This window comes from Stenotrophomonas sp. LARHCG68 (assembly GCF_052871705.1).
Genome location: NZ_JBIXJV010000003.1, coordinates 179865 through 198080 on the forward strand (window position 1 = coordinate 179865; position 18216 = coordinate 198080).

General features: G+C 67.7%; 19 protein-coding genes. 11 read left to right on the forward strand and 8 right to left on the reverse strand.

Annotation, left to right across the window (positions count from 1 at the left end):
• Window positions 1-46: 46 nt before the first annotated feature.
• On the reverse strand, window positions 47-1639 hold the full coding sequence (gene murJ / locus ACIPR8_RS11945; RefSeq protein ID WP_192286316.1) for a murein biosynthesis integral membrane protein MurJ: 1593 nt from the start codon (window positions 1637-1639) through the stop codon (window positions 47-49).
• A gap of 116 nt (window positions 1640-1755) precedes the next feature.
• Here murJ and rpsT point away from each other — a divergent pair, with 116 nt between their 5' ends.
• Window positions 1756-2025 (forward strand): 30S ribosomal protein S20, encoded by a 270-nt coding sequence (gene rpsT, locus ACIPR8_RS11950; protein ID WP_057629708.1) that lies wholly within the window; start codon window positions 1756-1758, stop codon window positions 2023-2025.
• A 212-nt stretch (window positions 2026-2237) separates the two neighbouring features.
• On the opposite strand, the gene obgE is transcribed toward rpsT, so the two are convergent.
• From obgE to rplU, 3 genes are all read right to left on the reverse strand, one after another.
• A complete protein-coding gene (gene obgE / locus ACIPR8_RS11955) occupies window positions 2238-3296 on the reverse strand; it encodes a GTPase ObgE (RefSeq protein ID WP_132864514.1) in 1059 nt (352 codons plus the stop codon).
• A 182-nt stretch (window positions 3297-3478) separates the two neighbouring features.
• On the reverse strand, window positions 3479-3739 hold the full coding sequence (gene rpmA, locus ACIPR8_RS11960) for a 50S ribosomal protein L27 (protein WP_132864515.1): 261 nt from the start codon (window positions 3737-3739) through the stop codon (window positions 3479-3481).
• Window positions 3740-3756: 17 nt separating this feature from the next.
• A complete protein-coding gene (rplU, locus tag ACIPR8_RS11965) occupies window positions 3757-4065 on the reverse strand; it encodes a 50S ribosomal protein L21 (RefSeq protein ID WP_057634525.1) in 309 nt (102 codons plus the stop codon).
• A gap of 280 nt (window positions 4066-4345) precedes the next feature.
• Between rplU and uvrA the strand changes: the two genes are divergently transcribed.
• Together uvrA and ACIPR8_RS11975 are read left to right on the forward strand one after the other, a co-directional pair.
• A complete protein-coding gene (uvrA, locus tag ACIPR8_RS11970; protein ID WP_192286317.1) occupies window positions 4346-7306 on the forward strand; it encodes an excinuclease ABC subunit UvrA in 2961 nt (986 codons plus the stop codon).
• Entirely contained in the window at window positions 7306-7713 is a 408-nt protein-coding gene (locus ACIPR8_RS11975; RefSeq protein WP_132864518.1) for an acyl-CoA thioesterase, read from the forward strand. Before uvrA ends, ACIPR8_RS11975 begins: the two co-directional genes overlap by 1 nt.
• An 84-nt stretch (window positions 7714-7797) precedes the next feature.
• On the opposite strand, the gene ACIPR8_RS11980 is transcribed toward ACIPR8_RS11975, so the two are convergent.
• On the reverse strand, window positions 7798-8331 hold the full coding sequence (locus ACIPR8_RS11980; RefSeq protein ID WP_446541173.1) for a carboxymuconolactone decarboxylase family protein: 534 nt from the start codon (window positions 8329-8331) through the stop codon (window positions 7798-7800).
• A gap of 118 nt (window positions 8332-8449) precedes the next feature.
• Here ACIPR8_RS11980 and ACIPR8_RS11985 point away from each other — a divergent pair, with 118 nt between their 5' ends.
• Window positions 8450-9382 carry an AraC family transcriptional regulator gene (locus tag ACIPR8_RS11985; protein ID WP_446541174.1) on the forward strand — a complete coding sequence of 311 codons (933 nt, stop codon included), beginning with the start codon at window positions 8450-8452 and terminating at the stop codon, window positions 9380-9382.
• Here the strand turns inward: ACIPR8_RS11985 and ACIPR8_RS11990 are convergent.
• Complete coding sequence (locus ACIPR8_RS11990) at window positions 9361-9819, reverse strand: copper chaperone PCu(A)C (protein WP_446541175.1); 459 nt, start codon at window positions 9817-9819, stop codon at window positions 9361-9363. The genes ACIPR8_RS11985 and ACIPR8_RS11990 overlap by 22 nt on opposite strands.
• 37 nt (window positions 9820-9856) lie before the next feature.
• Between ACIPR8_RS11990 and ACIPR8_RS11995 the strand changes: the two genes are divergently transcribed.
• From ACIPR8_RS11995 to ACIPR8_RS12010, 4 genes are all read left to right on the forward strand, one after another.
• A complete protein-coding gene (locus tag ACIPR8_RS11995) occupies window positions 9857-10639 on the forward strand; it encodes an enoyl-CoA hydratase/isomerase family protein (RefSeq protein ID WP_446541176.1) in 783 nt (260 codons plus the stop codon).
• 67 nt (window positions 10640-10706) lie between these two features.
• Window positions 10707-11606, forward strand: a complete 900-nt coding sequence (tesB, locus tag ACIPR8_RS12000; RefSeq protein ID WP_323437818.1) for an acyl-CoA thioesterase II — start codon at window positions 10707-10709, stop codon at window positions 11604-11606.
• Between the two features lie 3 nt (window positions 11607-11609).
• Complete coding sequence (locus ACIPR8_RS12005) at window positions 11610-12119, forward strand: putative signal transducing protein (protein ID WP_446541177.1); 510 nt, start codon at window positions 11610-11612, stop codon at window positions 12117-12119.
• Window positions 12120-12243: 124 nt separating this feature from the next.
• Window positions 12244-13443, forward strand: coding sequence for an RNA polymerase sigma factor (locus ACIPR8_RS12010; protein WP_446541178.1), 1200 nt, complete (start codon window positions 12244-12246; stop codon window positions 13441-13443).
• A gap of 67 nt (window positions 13444-13510) precedes the next feature.
• Here the strand turns inward: ACIPR8_RS12010 and ACIPR8_RS12015 are convergent, their stop codons facing one another.
• Window positions 13511-14086, reverse strand: a complete 576-nt coding sequence (locus tag ACIPR8_RS12015) for an EF-hand domain-containing protein (RefSeq protein ID WP_446541179.1) — start codon at window positions 14084-14086, stop codon at window positions 13511-13513.
• Window positions 14087-14236: 150 nt separating this feature from the next.
• On the opposite strand from ACIPR8_RS12015, the gene ACIPR8_RS12020 reads away from it, so the two are divergent.
• From ACIPR8_RS12020 to ACIPR8_RS12030, 3 genes are all read left to right on the forward strand, one after another.
• A complete protein-coding gene (locus tag ACIPR8_RS12020) occupies window positions 14237-14998 on the forward strand; it encodes an arginyltransferase (RefSeq protein ID WP_132864527.1) in 762 nt (253 codons plus the stop codon).
• A 94-nt stretch (window positions 14999-15092) separates the two neighbouring features.
• A complete protein-coding gene (locus ACIPR8_RS12025) occupies window positions 15093-15470 on the forward strand; it encodes a hypothetical protein (RefSeq protein ID WP_165931079.1) in 378 nt (125 codons plus the stop codon).
• A 116-nt stretch (window positions 15471-15586) separates the two neighbouring features.
• Entirely contained in the window at window positions 15587-16759 is a 1173-nt protein-coding gene (locus ACIPR8_RS12030) for an endonuclease/exonuclease/phosphatase family protein (protein ID WP_243694093.1), read from the forward strand.
• A gap of 208 nt (window positions 16760-16967) precedes the next feature.
• Here ACIPR8_RS12030 and purT read toward each other — a convergent pair whose 3' ends face one another.
• Window positions 16968-18152 carry a formate-dependent phosphoribosylglycinamide formyltransferase gene (gene purT / locus ACIPR8_RS12035; RefSeq protein ID WP_446541180.1) on the reverse strand — a complete coding sequence of 395 codons (1185 nt, stop codon included), beginning with the start codon at window positions 18150-18152 and terminating at the stop codon, window positions 16968-16970.
• Window positions 18153-18216: the final 64 nt, after the last annotated feature.

Sequence of the window (18216 nt, forward strand, 5' to 3'; positions counted from 1 at the left end):
TCCGGGCCGGTTCTGTCTCATGTAGCCCGGAAGTATAGCGGGCGCCTCAATGCCCGCGCAGGTCGCGCGGGCGGAAGCCCATGGCCACCATCGCCAGCAGGTAGGTCAACCCGCCACCGCCGACCAGCAGCGCCAGGCTGCCGATCCGATGCCACTTGTCCATCGGGGTGAACGCCGGCAACCAGTACAGCAGGGCCAGCAGTACCGCCACCATCGCCGCACAGGACAGCAGCAGGCGCACCACGTACCCGCCCCAGCCGGGTCGCCGCTGGTAGACGCCGGTCTTGCCCAGCCAGTACCACAGCAATCCGAGGTTCAGGTAACTGGACAGCGCGCTGGCGATGCCCAGTGCCAGGTGCAGGCCCGGCTGCTTGGCCAGCGCGGCCATCACTCCCTGCGCCTTCAACGCCTCCGGCACCATGATCTGGTAGACCACCGCCAGCAGGATGAAGTTGAACACCATGTTGGCCACCAGCGCGACCAGGCCGGCGCGCACCGGGGTCTTGGTGTCTTGCCGCGAGTAGAACGCCGGCAGCACCACCTTCAACAGCGCGAACGCCGGCAGGCCGAAGCTCAGGCCATAGACCGACAACGCCGTCATCCGGGTATCGAACGGGGTGAACTGGCGGTACTGGAACAGGGTCGCGATCAGCGGCTCGGCCAGCAGCAACAGGCCAAGCATCGCCGGTACGGCGATCAACAGGGTCATGCGCAGGCCCCAATCCAGCGCGTTGGAGAAGCCTTCCCCATCGGTCTTGACGTGATGGCGGGCCAGCGCCGGCAGAATCACCGTGCCCAGCGCCACCCCGAACACGCCCAGCGGCAGCTCCAGGAAGCGGTCGGCCAGCGACAGCCAGGACTGCGAACCGTCGCTGAGCTTGGCCGCGATCACCGTGTCCAGCATCAGGTTGATCTGCGCCACCGAGGAGCCGAACAGGGTCGGCACCATCAGGGTCAGCACCCTGCGCACGTCCGGGTGGTTCCAGCCCCAGCGCGGCAACGTCAGCAGGTTGATGCCCCTCAGCGAGGGCAGCTGGAACAGCAACTGCAGCACGCCGGCCGCCAGTACCGACCAGCCCAGCGCCAGGATCGGCACCTCCAGCCGCGGCGCCAGCCACAGCGCGCCGGCGATCATGCACAGGTTGAGGATCACCGGCGTCAGCGCCGGCATGGCGAACTTCTGGAAGCTGTTCAGCGCCCCGCCGGCCAGCGCGGTCAGCGACACGAACAGCAGGAACGGGAAGGTCAGCCGCAGCAGGTCCACCAGCAGCCCGTACTTGACCGGGTCGGCGGCATCGGCGTCGGCGAACAGCCAGGCGATCTGTGGCGTGAAAATCAGCCCCAGCGCGGTCAGGACCAGTAGAATGCCCCCCAGGGTCCCGGACACCCGGGACATGAGCTCGCGCAGGTCAGCGTGCGGGCGGGTTTCCTTCACCTCGGTGAATACCGGTACGAACGCCGTGGCGAACGAGCCCTCGGCAAACAGCCGGCGCAGGAAATTGGGCACGCGGAAGGCCACCCAGAACGCATCGGTGGTCGCATTGGCACCGAAGGTGATGGATATTGCCTGATCGCGCACGAGCCCAAGGACCCGCGAAATCATCGTCATGCTGCTGAACGACAGCAGCCCCCGCAACATGCGCGGCGAACTCACTTAACAGCCCCCTTGACAACTCGACTTGACGTTCATTTGGTCTGCCATCATACTTGTGAGCTTGCTGTTCCCACCACATCGATTTTCAGGAAACCACCACTGTGGCCAATATCAAGTCCGCCAAGAAGCGCGCCAAGCAGACCGTTGTGCGCAACGCGCGTAACACGGCTCAGCGTTCGATGCTGCGCACCGCCGTCAAGAAGGTGATCAAGGCTCTGGACGCCAACGACGCCGCCGGCGCCGAGGCTGCCTTTGCCGTCGCCCAGCCGATCCTCGACCGTTTCAGCGCCCGTGGCCTGATTCACAAGAACAAGGCTGCGCGTCATAAGAGCCGTCTGACCGCCCGCATCAAGGCCATCAAGGCCGCCTGATCCGGCGATCACCTGGAGCCGCAAGGCTCCCGGCATGAAAAGCCCGGCCTGGCGCCGGGTTTTTTGTTGCCCGCAACCCCCGTAGAGCGGAGCCAAGCTCCGCCGGGCTTTCCCGGGAAGGCCCCTGCCGAGCACGGCTCAGCACTGCCGGCATAAAAAAACGCCGCCCTCCCCCTCGGGAGCGCGGCGCTTCTGCCTGCAGCACGGGAAACTCAGCCGCCCTGCGCTTCGCGCTCTTCGGCTTCCAGCAGCTTCTGGTGGTCGAAGAAGGCCATGATGTCTTTCATGATCGGCCAGGTGCCTTCACGACCCAGCGCCGAGACCAGGTACCACGGACCGGTCCAGCCCAGCTCCTTGACCACCTGCTCGGCCGCGGCCTGCGCCTCGTCCTCGAACATCAGGTCGGCCTTGTTCAGCACCAGCCAGCGCGGCTTCTCCAGCAGTTCCGGGTCGTGCTTGCCCAGCTCACGCTCGATCGCACGCACCTGCTCGACCGGCGAGATGCCTTCCACGCCCCCTTCCATCGGCGAGATGTCGACGAGGTGCAGCAGCAGGCGGGTGCGCTGCAGGTGGCGCAGGAACTGCGCACCCAGGCCGGCGCCGTCGGCAGCGCCTTCGATCAGGCCCGGGATGTCGGCGATCACGAAGCTGCGGTAGTTCTCCACCTTCACCACGCCCAGGTTCGGGTACAGCGTGGTGAACGGGTAGTCAGCCACCTTCGGCGTCGCCGCCGAGACCGCGCGGATCAAGGTGCTCTTGCCGGCGTTCGGGAAGCCCAGCAGGCCGACGTCGGCCAACAGCTTCAGCTCCAGCTTGAGCAGGCGGTCCTCGCCCTCCTCGCCCGGCAGCGCCTGGCGCGGGGCACGGTTGGTCGAGCTCTTGAAGTGCATGTTGCCCAGGCCGCCCTTGCCGCCCTTGGCCACCAGCAGGCGGTCACCATGCTGGACCATGTCACCGATCACTTCGTCGGTGGCCACGTTGATCACCACGGTGCCGACCGGCACGGTGATGACCAGGTCCTCGCCACCCTTGCCGTAGGCCTGGCGGCCCATGCCGTTCTCGCCGCGCTGCGCCTTGAAGATGCGGTCATGGCGGAAGTCGACCAGGGTGTTCAGGTTCTCGTCGGCACGGATCCACACGCTGCCGCCGTCGCCGCCGTCACCACCATCGGGACCACCGAGCGGAATGAACTTCTCACGGCGAAAGCCCACGCAGCCGTTACCGCCGTTGCCAGCGATGACCTGGATCTCCGCTTCGTCTACAAGTTTCATGATTCTGGTTGCCCACTGATGGCGGGAGGCAGGACTGCCTGGCCGCTGATTCTATGCAATGCCCCGGCCTGGCCGGAACGACGGACCGCTGGCCCGCCAATATATCTGCCAACGAAAAACCCCGCCGAAGCGGGGCTTTCGTCAGCTGCCCACGCTGGACGTGGGCGCCTGCGCGTGCGGAATCAGACTTCCGCGACGACGCTGACGGTGCGACGCTTCTTGGCGCCCTTCACCGAGAACTCGACCTTGCCGTCGACCAGCGCGAACAGCGTGTGGTCGCGGCCCAGGCCGACGCCGGCGCCCGGGTGGAACTGGGTGCCGCGCTGACGCACGATGATGTTGCCTGCCTCGATGGCCTGGCCACCGAAGATCTTGACGCCCAGGTACTTCGGGTTGGAGTCGCGGCCGTTGCGCGAGGAGCCTACGCCCTTTTTATGTGCCATGACGGATTCTCCTTTGCTTAGCCGGCGATGCCGGTGATTTGGATTTCGGTGTAGTACTGACGGTGACCCTGACGCTTCATGTGGTGCTTACGGCGACGGAACTTGATGATCCGGACCTTGTCGGCGCGGCCATGGGCCACGACGGTAGCGGTCACCGAAGCGCCCTTGAGCGCATCACCCAGCTTGATGCCGTCGGCATCGCCGAGCATCAGGATGTTGTCGAACTTGATCTCGCTGCCGGCTTCGACTTCGAGCTTTTCAACGCGCAGGGTTTCACCCTGAGCGACGCGGTACTGCTTACCGCCAGTTACCAGAACTGCATACATGACCAGACTTCCTCTGTAGTTATTGTGGTCGCCGTGCCCGCCATCGAGGGCGGACAGAAGCGGGATTCTACCGACACAACCCAGCCCGGGTCAACCCACCCCCTGCTCGGGAAAACCGTGTCTGAACAATCACCTGCCTACCGCCCAGTCTCAGCTTTTCGGACTGGCAAATGCGGTAATTGCCCCAAAATCACAAGGCCGCTAGGCTGATCGACTGCCGTCAGCTACGCCCCCCACTTCTGCCGCCGGCCTGCCGGCGGCGGTCCAATACGGATCTCCCATGGCGATGGATTTCATCCGCATCCGCGGTGCGCGGACGCACAACCTCAAGAACATCGACCTCGACCTGCCCCGCGACAAGTTGATCGTGATCACCGGCCTGTCCGGCTCGGGCAAGTCCTCGCTGGCGTTCGACACCATCTATGCCGAAGGCCAGCGCCGCTACGTCGAGTCGCTGTCGGCCTACGCACGCCAGTTCCTGAGCGTGATGGAGAAGCCGGACCTGGACCACATCGAGGGCCTGTCCCCGGCCATCTCGATCGAGCAGAAGTCGACCTCGCACAACCCGCGCTCGACCGTGGGCACCATCACCGAGATCTACGACTACCTGCGCCTGCTCTACGCCCGCGTCGGCAGCCCGCGCTGCCCGGACCACGGCTACCCGCTGGAAGCGCAGACGGTCAGCCAGATGGTCGACCAGGTGCTGGCGCTGGACCCCGAGCAGCGCTACATGCTGCTGGCCCCGGTCATCCGGGACCGCAAGGGCGAGCATGTGCAGGTGTTCGACCAGCTGCGCGCGCAGGGCTTCGTGCGCGTCCGGGTGGACGGCGAGCTGTACGAGATCGACGCGGTGCCGCCGCTGGCGCTGCGCCAGAAGCACACCATCGAGGCGGTGATCGACCGCTTCCGTCCGCGCGAGGACCTCAAGCAGCGCCTGGCCGAAAGCTTCGAGACCGCGCTCAAGCTGGGCGACGGCATGGCCTCGGTGCAGAGCCTGGACGACGCCAAGGCCACCCCGCAGCTGTTCTCCTCCAAGTACTCCTGCCCGGTCTGCGACTACGCGCTGCCGGAGCTGGAGCCGCGCCTGTTCTCGTTCAACGCGCCGATGGGCGCCTGTCCGGGTTGTGATGGCCTGGGCATGGCCGAGTACTTCGACCCGTCGCGGGTGGTGATCCACCCGGAGCTGTCGCTGGCCGCCGGCGCGGTGCGCGGCTGGGACCGCCGCAACGCCTACTACTTCCAGCTGATCGCCTCGCTGGCCAAGCACTACAAGTTCGACGTCGACGCGCCGTGGCAGTCGCTGCCGGAAAGCGTGAAGCAGGCCGTGCTGTACGGCAGCGGCGAGGACCAGATCACCTTCACCTACTTCACCGAGGCCGGTGGCCGCAGCCAGCGCAAGCACCGCTTCGAGGGCATCATCCCCAACCTGGAACGCCGCTACCGCGAGACCGAATCGCCGGCGGTGCGCGAGGAGCTGGCCAAGTACATCAGCGAGCGGCCGTGCCCGGAGTGCAAGGGCGCGCGCCTGAACAAGGCCGCCCGCAACGTGTTCGTCGCCGACCGCCCGCTGCCCGAACTGGTGGTGATGCCGATCGACGAGGCCCTGACCTTCTTCAACCAGCTGACCCTGCCGGGCTGGCGCGGCGAGATCGCCACCAAGATCGTCAAGGAGATCGCCGAACGGCTGGGCTTCCTGGTCGACGTAGGCCTGGATTACCTCACCCTGGAGCGCAAGGCCGACACCCTGTCCGGCGGCGAGGCGCAGCGCATCCGCCTGGCCAGCCAGATCGGCGCCGGCCTGGTCGGCGTGATGTACGTGCTCGACGAGCCGTCCATCGGCCTGCACCAGCGCGACAACGAACGCCTGCTCGGCACCCTGACCCGCCTGCGTGACCTCGGCAACACGGTGATCGTGGTCGAACATGACGAAGACGCCATCCGCCTGGCCGATTACGTGCTGGACATCGGCCCCGGCGCGGGCGTGCACGGCGGCGAGATCGTCGGCCAGGGCTCGCTGCAGGACATCCTCGATGCGCCGCGCTCGCTGACCGGCCAGTACCTGTCGGGCAAGCGTGCCATCGAGATCCCGGCGCGCCGGCACAAGGCCAACCCGAAGATGACGCTGCACCTGCGCGGTGCCAGCGGCAACAACCTCAAGGGCGTGGACCTGGACATCCCGGCCGGCCTGCTGACCTGCATCACCGGCGTATCCGGCTCGGGCAAGTCGACGCTGATCAACGACACCCTGTTCTCGCTGGCCGCCAACGAGATCAACGGCGCCTCGCACCCGATCGCGCCGTACAAGGAAATCGACGGCCTGGACCTGTTCGACAAGGTGGTGGACATCGACCAGTCGCCGATCGGGCGTACCCCGCGCTCGAACCCGGCCACCTACACCGGCCTGTTCACGCCACTGCGCGAACTGTTCGCACAGGTGCCCGAGGCGCGTGCGCGCGGTTACTCGCCGGGCCGCTTCAGCTTCAACGTGCGTGGCGGCCGCTGCGAGGCCTGCCAGGGCGATGGCCTGATCAAGGTGGAGATGCACTTCCTGCCGGACGTGTACGTGCCCTGCGACGTCTGCCATGGCAAGCGCTACAACCGCGAGACGCTGGAGATCCTCTACAAGGGCTACAACATCAACGACGTGCTGGAGATGACCGTCGAGGATGCGTTGCGCCTGTTCGAACCGGTGCCGACCATCGCCCGCAAGCTGGAAACGCTGGTCGACGTGGGCCTGAGCTACGTCAAGCTGGGCCAGAGCGCGACCACGCTGTCCGGTGGTGAAGCGCAGCGCGTGAAACTGTCCAAGGAACTCTCGCGCCGTGATACCGGGCGCACCCTGTACATCCTTGACGAGCCGACCACCGGCCTGCACTTCCACGACATCGAGGCCCTGCTCGGCGTGCTGCACAAGCTGCGCGACGAGGGCAACACGGTGGTGGTGATCGAGCACAACCTGGACGTGATCAAGACCGCCGACTGGATCGTCGACCTGGGGCCGGAAGGTGGCCATCGCGGCGGCACCATCCTGGTCACCGGCACCCCTGAAGACGTGGCCGCGCATCCGGACTCGTACACCGGCCAGTTCCTGGCGCGGATGCTGCCGTCCACGCAGGCGCGCCCGGAGCAGCCGGCCGCAGTGGCCAACAAGCCCGATGCGCGCCCGCCGCGCAAGGAAAAGCCCGCCAAGAAGACGGCCACCAAGAAAGCCGCCGCCCCCCGCAAGAAGAAGGCCTCGTGATGAGCAGCGAACACAAGCAACTGGCCCGCGTACCGATCAGCGTGCGCTGGCGCGACATGGACTCCATGGGCCACGTCAACAACGCCAAGTACGTCTCCTACCTGGAAGAGGCGCGCGTGCGCTGGATGCTGGGCGTGGAAGGCGTGTCGATGAGCGACCGCATCGCACCGGTGGTGGCCAACACCAACATCAACTACCGCCTGCCGATCGTGTGGCCCAACGACATCGTGGTGGAACTGTTCGTCGAGCGGCTGGGCAACAGCAGCGTGACCATCGGCCATCGCATCGTCGACCAGCAGGACAGCAGCAAGCTGTACTCCGACGGCAATGTGGTCGTCGTGTGGATGGATACGCAAACCGGCAAGAGCGCGCCGTTGCCGGAACCGGTGCGGAACGCTTCGAGCTGAGTTGCCGTATGCATTGCTGGAATGAAGAAAGCCGCCCTTGAGGGCGGCTTTTCTTCTTCCGGCTGAAGCGCAGCAGCGCCCCCGTTACTTCAACGCCACCTTCGGAAAATCCACCGGCACATCCAGCGCCACGTTGATGTAGTTGGTGAACAGGTTGAGCGCGACGTGGGCCAGGATCTCCACGATCTGCCCGTCATCGAATCCGGCCCCACGCAGGTGCGCGACATCCGTGTCGGTGAGCTGCGCACGCTGCTCCACCACCTTCAACGCAAACGCCAGCGCCGCCGCGGTACGGGCATCACTGGAGCGACCCAGCTGCGCCTCGGCCATGTCGGTGGCGGTCGCGCCGGCCTGCTGACCGAGCACGGTATGGGCGGCCAGGCAGTACTCGCATCGGTTGCGATTGGCGATGGCCACGGCGATCTGCTCACCCAGGCGTGCGCCGAGCGTGCCCTTGCCCAAGGCACCGAAAGCGGCCCACATGCTCTGCAGTGCGGCCGGGGAGTTGGCGACGGCCTTGAACATGTTCGGGGTGGCGCCGAAGGCCTGCTGGATCTGGGCGAGCAGCGGCTGGCTGGCGGCGGGAACGGATTGGGACTGAAGGCTGACACGGGACATGGTGATCTCCTGATCGGTGGGGTGGGACGCATCGGGCGGGCTGCCCGTGGAGCCAGTCTCCGCCATCCGAACGGATCATTTGATACGATTCGTACGCCAAACAAACCAATTGATACAAATGAGCGCCACTCCCCCGATGGATCGGCTGGCCGGCATCCTGGACAACTTCCGCTTCCGGGCGCAGCTGTACCACTCGGGCCCCCTGTGCGGACTCACCCATTTCGACGCCGGCCAAGGCCACGCCTTCCTGCACGTGCTGCGCCGCGGCCAGCTCGAGGTCAGCCACCCCGGCCGCCGCGACCTGCCGGAGCGGATGCATTTCGATGTCCCCAGCCTGCTGTTCTATCCCCGTCCGCTGACCCACCGGTTCCACAACCCGCCCCGTGACGGTGCCGACTTCACCTGTGCCCGGCTGGATTTCGATGGCGGCATGGCCCATCCGCTGGTCCGGGGGCTGCCGCCACTGGTCGCGCTGCCACTGGACCGGGTACCCGGACTGGCGCTGTCACTGGAGCTGCTGTTCGCCGAAACCGACCAGGCACGCTGTGGACAGCGCCTGCTGACCGACCGTCTGTTCGAGGTCGTGGTCATCCAGTTGCTGCGCTGGCTGCTTGATCACCCGGAGGAAGCGGGCATCCGTCCGGGCTTCATCACCGGCCTGTCCGAGCCGCGGCTGGCCCGTGCGCTGGTGGCGATGCATGACACGCCGGGCCATCCATGGACACTGGCACGCATGGCCGAACGCGCCGGCATGTCACGCACCGCCTTCGCCAACACCTTCCGCACGTGGGTCGGGCAGACCCCGGCCGACTACCTGACCGATTGGCGCATCGCGCTGGCGCAACGCGACCTGCTGCGTGGCCGGCCGATCACCGCGCTGGCCGAAGAGCTGGGGTATGCCAATGCCTCGGCGCTGTCCCGCGCCTTCACTGCGAAGGTGGGCGCATCACCGCGCGACTGGATGAAGCAGGTGCGGCACGGCCACCAGGCGGCTCCCGGCCCGGACGCGGATCCCGCTGCGTGGGACGGTCAGGGCTGCCCCGGCGCCTGACGCCGCACCTGCAAGGTGCCGTCCACCTTGGCCCCGTCCTCCAGACTCAGCCGCAGGGGCACCCGCGTGCCCTCGGCCAGCGCCAGCGCCAGCGCAGGCTGCATCAACATCAGGTGCAGGCCACCGGGCTTGAGCTCCACCGTCGCCCCGGCCGGGATCGGCAGCCGCGCCACCTCGCGCATCCGGCTGACCCCCTGCACCTGCGTGGTTTCATGCAACGACACCTCGCCGAACGCGCGGCTGCCCGCGGCCACCACCACCACCTCGGTACGGCAATCGTTGCGGAAGCGCGCGTAGCCGGCCGTCATCGGCATGGCGCCCGGTGGCAGGCGCGCCCAGCCTTCGGTGATCGTCACGCAGGCCGGCGCGCGCGTTTGAGCCGCGGCCCCGAACCCACATAGGCCCAACAGTACGCACACGAATGGTTTGGTTATCATCGAAACCACGACTCCCTGCCGTACGAGAAACCGCAGCATGACCACGCTCATCGAAGTGATCAACCATGGCCCCATCCGCGAACTGCGCCTGGCCCGGCCGCCGGTCAACGCGCTGGACACCGAGCTTTGCCGGTCGCTGATCGCCGCGCTGAACCAGGCCATGGCCGACGACGTGCAGGGCATCGTGCTGTCCGGCAGCGAACGTATCTTCACCGGCGGCATGGACGTGCCATACCTGCTGCGCCATGGCCAGGACAAGCACAAGCTGCTGGACAGCTGGCAGGCCTTCTTCGGCGCCGCCCGCACACTGGCCGAAAGTCGCATCCCGGTGGCGGCGGCATTGACCGGCCACTCGCCGGCCGGCGGCTGCGTGCTGGCGCTGTGCTGCGACTACCGGGTGATGGCACGCAGCGTCGACCCGGCCAAGCCCTATGTGATCGGCCTGAACGAAGTACAGGTCGGCCTGGTCGCGCCGGAAGGCATCCAGCGCCTGATGCGGCGCGTGGTCGGCACCCACCGTGCCGGCGTGCTGCTGGCCGGCGGCCAGCTGGTCACCGCCGAGCGGGCGCTGGAGATCGGCCTGGTCGATGAACTGGCCAATGGTGCCGACGCGGTCGTCGCGCAGGCGGTTGCCTGGCTGCAGGCACAGCTCAAGCTGCCGCGCCAGCCGATGCTGCAGACCCGCGCCATCGCCCGCGCCGACCTGCACGACGCCATGCAACCGGAGCACATCCAGCTTGAGCGGTTCGTCGAGGCCTGGTACTCGGCCGACGCCCAGGGCGCGCTGCAGGCGCTGGCCGCACGCCTGGGCAAGAACTGAGCCCCGCCGGCGGGCGGCGCGCTGCCGCCCGCTATAATCGCGGCCTGTCGAACCGAAGGCCGCCGTCTTGTCCGCCAATGCCGAACCCGTTGTCCCCGAACTGATTGACCTGCTGTCGCTGGAGCGGCTGGAGGACAACCTGTTCCGTGGCCAGAGCCGCGATATCGGCACCAAGTACGTGTTCGGCGGGCAGGTGCTGGGGCAGGCGCTGGCCGCCGCCCAGGCCACCATCGACAACGGCCGCCACGTGCATTCGCTGCATGCCTATTTCCTGCGTGCCGGCAACATCGACCACCCGATCATCTACGACGTGGACCGCACCCGCGACGGCGGCAGCTTCTCGGTGCGCCGCGTCACCGCGATCCAGCACGGCAAGGTGATCTTCTTCTGCGCGGCCTCCTTCCAGCAGGCCGAACGCGGCGCCGAGCACCAGCACAAGATGCCGGAGGTGCCGGCACCGGAAGACATCGAGCCCAACCGCCCGCTGCCGGCCGACGTGCTCGAGCGGCTGCCGGTGAAGGTGCAGCGCTGGCTTTCGCGCGGCGGCCCGTTCGAGTTCCGCCATGTCTATCCGCGCGACGAACTGCACCCGCCCAAGCGCCCGCCCTACCACCAGGTGTGGCTGCGACTGAACGAAAGGGTCGGCGATGCACCGGAGCTGCACCAGGCATTGCTGGCCTATGCCTCCGACTTCCACCTGCTCGGCACCGCCACGTTCCCGCACGGCATCAGCTACTACCAACCGCACGTGCAGATGGCCTCGCTGGACCATGCCATCTGGTTCCATCGCCCGTTCCGCGTCGACGACTGGCTGCTGTACTCGCTGGACAGCCCGAGCGCACAGGACGCGCGCGGCCTGGCGCGGGGCCAGTTCTTCACTCGTGACGGCGTGCTGGTGGCCAGCACCGCGCAGGAAGGCTTGATCCGCGTCACGCCTTCCACCGGCGCCGACGGCGGCAAGGAGTAAGCCATGCGCAAGATCTTCAGCAGCCAGCGCGTGGAGAACGCCGAGGCGGTGGCGCAGATGCTGCGCGATGCCGACATCGAGGTCCGCGTCACCAACGGCCACTCGTACCACAGCAAGCGCCGCGGCCAGTTCAGTTACCTGGACAAGAGCGACGGGACCAACCATCCCGCGGTGTGGGTGGTGCATGCCAATGACCAGCCGCGTGCGCGCGAGATCCTGCGCGGCGCCAACCTGCTGCAGACCACTCGTACCGACCATCCCGTCGCCGAGTACGCCTTCCGCGAAATGCCGCAGCAGGAAAGCGGCGGCCGCGGCTGGGCATGGCGCATCCGCATCATCCTGCTGGCGGTGATCGCCGGCGTGGTGCTGCTGATGATGCTGCGCCGGCAGGCCACGCCCACCCCGCCAGCACGCGCGCCCGCCCCGCAGGCCCAGCCCGCGGCGCCACAGGCGCCGGAGGAAGTACGCGTGCGGATCCAGCCGACCACCGCGCCGGACGCCGGCAAGAAGTAACCCGGATCCGAAACGGGGAAACGCCAGTGCCACCACCCTGCCCGGCCTTCTCCCCGTTTCCCCGTCCCCGGTCACATCCAGCGCTGGCCTGCGTCATGCATTGCGAACCCCGAGGGAAGCGCCCATGACCACCGCCACGCTGGACACCCTGCTGCAACAGGAACTGCCCGCCGCCCGCCGCGGCTGCACCCGCTCCTACGGGCGCATCGTGCTGGGTTGCCAGAACACGGTGACCGCCATCGCCCTGGCGATCACCCGCGACGTGCAGGCCAGCGAGGACATCGCCCAGGAGGCCTTCATCAAGGCCTGGCAGCAGCTCAACCAACTCAACAACGGCGCCAGCTTCCTGCCGTGGCTGCGCCAGATCACCCGCAACCTGGCCCGGGACTGGCTGCGAGCCAACCACAACCGCCCCCTCAGCGGCGAGGCGGCCGAGATCGCCATCGGCATGGCCGCCGACCCCGCACCGGATGCGGTCGAGGCAATGAGCCGCGTCGAAGAGGAACTGGTCGCCGAGGAAATCATCTCGGCCCTGCCCGAGGACAGCCGCGAGACCCTGCTGCTGTTCTACCGCGAAGGTCAGAGCTCGCAGCAGGTCGCACGGCTGCTGGGCCTGAGCGATGCCGCCGTGCGCAAGCGCTTGTCGCGTGCCCGCGCCACCGTGCGCGACGAACTGCTCAAGCGCTTCGGCGAGTTCGCCCGCAGCACCGCGCCGGGCACAGCCTTTGCCGCGGCGGTCTGCTCGACGGTGATGCTGGCCGCGCCCGGCACCGCCAGCGCCATCGTGGTCGGCACCGCCGCCGGCGCCGGCAAGCTGGGGGCCAGTGGCCTGGGCACGACCACCCTCGGAGGCGGTGCCGCCGCCGGCACGCTCGGGGCGACGGTGAACACCCTGATGCCCAACTCCCACGACATCCTGCTGGTCATCGGCAGCATCGCGTTCGGCATGCTGTCGGCCTACCTGTCCAGCCTCTACCTGCTGCGCTATGCCGAGACCGCGCAGGAGCGCACGCAGTTGCGCCGTTTCCTGCGCCTGCATGTCACCACTGCCTTCCTGTTCTGCACCAGCACGATGGCGACGGTGCTGCTGCGGATGGGCCCCTTGCCCGGGGTGCTGGTCATCGCCGTGGGCATGACCGTGCTGAACTACCAGTACCTGGTCAGCCTGCCGCGGGTGATGGCGCCGATGCTGGCGCGCGACGCCGCGCGCCACGGCCGCCGTGGCCCGACCTGGGTCTATCGCAGCCTGTTCGGCCGCAGTGCGGTGGTTGGCGCGTCGCTGCTCGTGGTGGCTGCGGTGGCGTACGCCTTGATGGGCAACTGAGGCCGGACATGAAACACCCCCGCTGTTGCCAGCGGGGGTGCTGTCGATCGGCGCCTCTCCGGAAGGGTTACTTCGCAGCCGGAGCCTGCGGCGGCATCGGACCGCGCGGGCCGCGCGACCGCTCCTTGCCGCGTGCTGCGTCCAGTTCGGCCTGGCTCAACTTGCCGTCCTTGTCGGTGTCGGCCTGGTTGAACCATTCGGTGCGGCGCTGCTCGGCGCGGGCCTGGCGGTCGGCCTGGTCAATGAAGCCGTCCTTGTTGACGTCGAGACGGTCGAAGTGGGCCCGGTATTCGGCAGCGCTGATCCGGCCGTCATTGTCGGTGTCCATGCCGCGCAGCATGAAGCCATCACGTCCGCCATGGCCCGCATGGCCATGGCCCGCATGGCCATGCCGGCCGGCGAAACGCGGGGCCGGCAGCTCCTCACGCGACAGCTTGCCATCCTTGTTCTTGTCCAGCTCGTCGAAACGCTGGGCCAGGCGTGGGTGCGAGGCGGCTTCCTGGCGATCGATCACGCCATCACCGTTGGCATCCATGCGCGGCGGCGTGGGCCGCTGGCCGGCGGGACTGGCAGCCAGTGCAACACCGGTGGCCGACGTGGCCAGCAGCAGGGCCAGCAGGAGGAAGGGCTTGCGTTGGGTCATGGTGCGACTCCGTTGGTGGAAGAACGGACGCGACAGTGCGTCCTCGCTACCGTCAACGCGCGGGGGAAGCACCGGTTGACGCCTCCACCGGCGATATTCATCGGGCAGACAGACGCAGGTTCTGCGACGACGCGGGGCTATGCTTGCCCCATGGCAGTACATGACGAAACCAATCAGGAACTACGCCTGTTCCAGACCGGGGAACACCCCTGCGGCTACTGGCCGGAGCGGCAGGCGCGCGATCTCGTGCTCGATCCCCAGGACGAGCGCCTGGGCACGCTGTACCCGATGGCCTTGAGCTGGGGCTTCCGCCGCTCCGGCGACCTGGTCTACCGCCCGCACTGCCAGAACTGCCGTGCCTGCGTGCCGGTGCGCATCCCGGTGGCGCGCTTCGCGCCGGACCGCAGCCAACGCCGCTGTCTGGCCCGCAACGCCGACCTGGAATGCCGGGTGCTGCCGGCCGAACGCACCGACGAGCAGTTCGCGCTCTACCAGCGCTACCTGCAGCACCGCCATGCCCGTGGCGGCATGGACGACCATGGCCCACACGAGTTCGACCAGTTCCTGATCGGCAGCTGGTCGCATGGGCGCTTCATGGAGATCCGCAGCCCGACCGTGGACCACCAGCGCGGCCGGCTGCTGGGCGTGGCGGTGACCGACGTCACCGAACTCGGCCTGTCGGCGGTGTACACCTTCTTCGACCCGGAGCAGGACAAGCGCAGCCTGGGCACCTTCGCGATCCTGCAGCAGATTGCCTGGGCCCAGCGCGGTGGCCTGCCCCACCTGTACCTGGGCTACTGGATCCACGGCCATCGCAAGATGGACTACAAGCGCCGCTACCATCCGCTGGAGTATTTCGACGGGCGGCACTGGCGGCAGGCCGATCCAGGGAACGAAGCGTTGCAGTCTTGATTTGAATTTAACCAAAGTTCACGCAAAGTTACGCCCGTCGCCGCGGACCTCGCGGCGGCCAAAAGGAAGAACCCCTGTCCAACTGGAGCTATGCGTGAAGATCAAGATCCTGGCTGTTGCCGCTTTCGCCGTCCTGTCCCTGGCCGCCTGCAAGAAGGCCGAGACGCCTGCCGACCCGGCAGCCCCCGCAGCTCCGGCCGCCTCCGCCCCGGCCGCCGTGACCCCGGCGCCGACCACCGACACCGTTGATGCCGGCACTGGCGTCCCGGAATGCGACCAGTACCTGGAGAAGGTCTACGCCTGCATCAGCGACAAGGTTCCCGAAGCCCAGCGCGACATGATGAAGCAGGGCATCGAGCAGTCGAAGAACGCCTGGAAGGGCATCTCCGACAAGACCGCCCTGGCCGCCCAGTGCAAGACCGCCATGGACCAGGCCAAGACCAGCTTCGGCGCCATGGGCTGCACGTTCTGATCCCACGCTGAGCCGGACCTCGGACGCCCCGCCCCCGCGGGGCGTTCGTATTTCTCGTACCGGTCATGAGGTCGTGAGAAAATGCCCGGATGCGCATTCCCACTTTCCTGCTCCCCATGACCCTGCTGCTGGCAGCCTGTTCCACCTCCGCGAACACCGCCAGCGTGCCCTCCTCCGCCGACCACCTGCGGCTGGCCACGTACAACACCTCGCTGTACTCCGACGAGGAAGGTGGCCTGATCCGCGAACTGCAGGGCGACAGCGCCCATGCACGCAAGATCGCCGCGGTGCTGCAACAGGCGCGCCCGGACCTGGTGCTGCTCAACGAGTTCGACTTCGACCCGGCCCACCGGGCCGCCGAGCTGTTCCAGCAGCGCTACCTCGAAGTGGCCCAGCCCGGTGGCGGCGAACCGCTGCACTACCCCTACCGCTACCTGGCACCGGTCAACACCGGCGTGCCCAGCGGCCTGGACCTGGACAACAACGGCAGCGTCGGCGGCACCGGCCGCGAGCGTGGCAACGATGCGTGGGGCTACGGCCTGCACCCGGGCCAGTACGGCATGCTGGTGCTGTCCCGCTACCCCATCGACGAGAAGCACGTACGCAGCTTCCAGCTGCTGAAGTGGAGCGCCATGCCCGGCGCGCTGCGCCCGATCGAGCCAGGCACCGGCAAATCGTTCTGGCCCGATGCGGTGTGGTCACAGCTGCGCCTGTCGTCCAAATCGCACTGGGACGTTCCGGTGGAAACCCCGCTGGGCACCGTGCACGTGCTGGCCTCCCACCCCACCCCGCCGGTGTTCGATGGCAAGGAGAAGCGCAACGCCGCGCGCAACCATGACGAGCTGCGGCTGTGGAAGGACTATCTCGATGGCGGCAACGACGCCTGGCTGTGCGACGACCAGGGCCGCTGCGGCGGGCTGGCCGCCGATGCGCGGTTCGTGATCGTCGGCGACATGAACAACGACCCGGTCGATGGCGACGGCCGCCACGACGCCATCCTCGAACTGCTCGAGCATCCGCGCGTGCTGCGCTACCCCACGCCGAGCAGCGAGGGCGCGCGCGAGACCAGCCTGGCCTATGCCGAAAAGGGCCTGGTCCGACGCGGCGCACCGCAGCACGCCACCGGTGATTTCGGCCCGCGCTCGGGCACGATGCGCCTGGACTACGTGCTGCCATCCACGGGTTTCAGCTACATCGGCAGCGGCGTGTTCTGGCCGGCCAACGCTAGCCCCGAGGCGAAGATCGCCGACGGCAGCGACCACCATCTGGTCTGGGTGGACGTGCGCTGAGGGCTTACGGAAAACGCCGGCGGAAGCCGGCGTTTTTTTGTTGCGGCAAGACCAACGGCTTACCCCTCCCCCGTCCTACCCTTGGCTGCGCCATAGGGAGGCGGCGGTTCTGCGCAGCGCTTCAGGCTGCAACGAGCCCTGCTTTTGCTCCTCCCTTTGGCACCGCCAAGGGGAGGGTTCGGGAGGGAGCTCCAAAAACGCGCTCAGCTCAGCGCAGCTCAATCCCGATCGCAGCCGCCGCATCGCGCGCGATCGCACGCGCCTGGTCCACGTCGGCCGCGCGTGCCAGGGTGACGCCGACGCGGCGCTGGCCCTGCACCATCGGCTTGCCGAACAGGCGCAGCGCCGAATCCGGGTGCAGCAGCGCTTCGGCCACGTTGCTGAAGAACGGCACGCCGTTGCCCTGCGCCAGCATCGCGCACGAGGCCGATGCGCCGTGGTGACGGATCACCGGGATCGGCAGGCCCAGGATCGCGCGGGCATGCAGCGCAAACTCACTCAGCTCCTGCGATACCAGCGTGACCAGGCCGGTGTCGTGCGGACGCGGCGAGACCTCGCTGAACCAGACATCGTCGCCCTTCACGAACAGCTCCACGCCGAACAGGCCCCAGCCACCGAGGTCGTCGGTGATGGCGCGGGCAATCTGCTGCGCGCGCTCCAGCGCCTTGGGCGACATCGCCTGCGGCTGCCAGCTTTCGCGGTAGTCACCGTCGCGCTGCAAGTGCCCGACCGGACCGCAGAACGACGTGCCGCCGGCATGCCGCACGGTCAGCAGGGTGATCTCGTACTCGAAGTCGATGAAGCCCTCGACGATGCAGCGACCGGCACCGGCGCGGCCGCCGGTCTGCGCGTAGTCCCACGCCGGGCCGATGTCGGCCTCGCTGCGCAACGTGCTCTGGCCCTTGCCCGAGGACGACATCACCGGCTTGACCACGCACGGCAGGCCGATCGCGGCCACCGCATCGCGGTATTCGGCCTCGGTATCGACGAAACGGTACGGCGAGGTCGGCAGGCCCAGCGCCTCGGCTGCCAGCCGGCGGATGCCCTCGCGGTCCATGGTCAGGCGCGCGGCGCGGGCGGTCGGGATCACCCGCAGGCCCTGTTCGGCTTCCAGCTGCACCAGGGTTTCGGTGTGGATGGCCTCGATCTCCGGCACGACCAGATGCGGCTGCTCCTGGGCAATCACGGCCTTCAGCGCCGCCGGGTCGAGCATGTCCAGCACGTGGCTGCGGTGCGCCACCTGCATGGCCGGCGCGTCGGCATAACGGTCGGCGGCAATCACTTCCACCCCGAAGCGCTGCAGCTCGATGGCGACTTCCTTGCCCAGCTCACCGGAGCCGAGCAGCAGGACACGGGTGGCGGAGGGCGACAGCGGGGTACCGAGCGTGGTCATCAGGCGATTCCGGGGGCAGGACCAAAAGGGATGCACATTCTAGGCAAGCCGGCCCTTGGGCGGG